This is a genomic window from Spiroplasma endosymbiont of Lariophagus distinguendus (genome assembly GCF_023846195.1).
Lineage (GTDB): Bacteria > Bacillota_I > Bacilli_A > Mycoplasmatales > VBWQ01 > Spiroplasma_E.
In genome coordinates this window covers 1-996 of record NZ_JALMUW010000130.1, presented here as the reverse complement: position 1 = coordinate 996, position 996 = coordinate 1, and the positions used below count along the sequence as shown (strand labels likewise).

At 20.0% G+C, this 996-nt stretch carries 2 protein-coding genes; both read left to right on the top strand.

Features of this window, described 5'->3' with window-relative positions; all coding sequences use genetic code 4:
• On the top strand, nucleotides 1-225 hold a 225-nt coding region (locus M0D11_RS06070), incomplete at its 5' end, for a hypothetical protein (protein ID WP_252321026.1).
• Nucleotide 226: 1 nt separating this feature from the next.
• A partial coding sequence (locus M0D11_RS06065) for a recombinase RecT (protein ID WP_252321024.1) occupies nucleotides 227-996 on the top strand: 770 nt, incomplete at its 3' end.

Below are 996 nucleotides of genomic sequence, written 5' to 3'. Positions count from 1 at the left end.
GATTTTAAAACTTATAAAGTTTTTACTAAAGAATTATTAGAAAAATCAAAATTACAAATAATAGCATATTATTGATTATTAAAAAATAATAATTATGAATTATCAAATATACATTTTATATGTTGAGTTAAAGAAAATAATATTGAATTAATTAAAGTAGAAATAACAAATGAATTATTAATTGAATGAGAAAAAGCAATTTGAACATGAAAGGAATTAAAATAAAATGGCAAATGAATTATTAGTTAAAAATATTAATAATGGTAATGTAGAAAAATTTATTAGACAAAAAGGTATTGTTAATAATTTAGAAATACAAAAATTTAAAAGTAATGTATTAGCAATTTCAAATCAATATGGTTTAGATAAAGCATATCCAGATACTATTATTAATAGTTGTTATCAAGCGGTATTATTGAATTTACCATTAGAAAAGAATTTTGGTTATTGTTATATTGTACCTTATTGAGATAGTAATACTAAAGTAAATAATGCTCAATTTCAAATGGGATATAAAGGTTATATTCAATTAGCATTACGTAGTCAACAATATAAAGAAATTAATGTAAGTGATGTTAGATTAACAGAAATTAAAAAAGTAGATAGACTTAAGGGAATTGAATTTAATTGAATACAAGATGATTTAGAAAGATTGAAACAACCTATTATTGGTTATGTAGCATATTTTCAATTGGTAAATGGTTTTGAAAAAACTTTATATATGTCAAAAGAACAAATTGAAAAACATTTTTTAAAATATTCAAAAACTTATGCAAAAAATAAAGAATTTATTGTTAGTGATTTTGATAGTATGGCATTAAAAACTGTATTAACTCAATTATTAAGAAAATGGGGAATTATGAGTACTGAAATGCAAATAGCATATGAAAGTGACCAAGCAATTATTACTGAAAATGAAAAAATATATATTGATAATCCAAATACTAATAATGTAATTGAAAATAATACAAATTTTCAACAATTAGAAGAAAATAT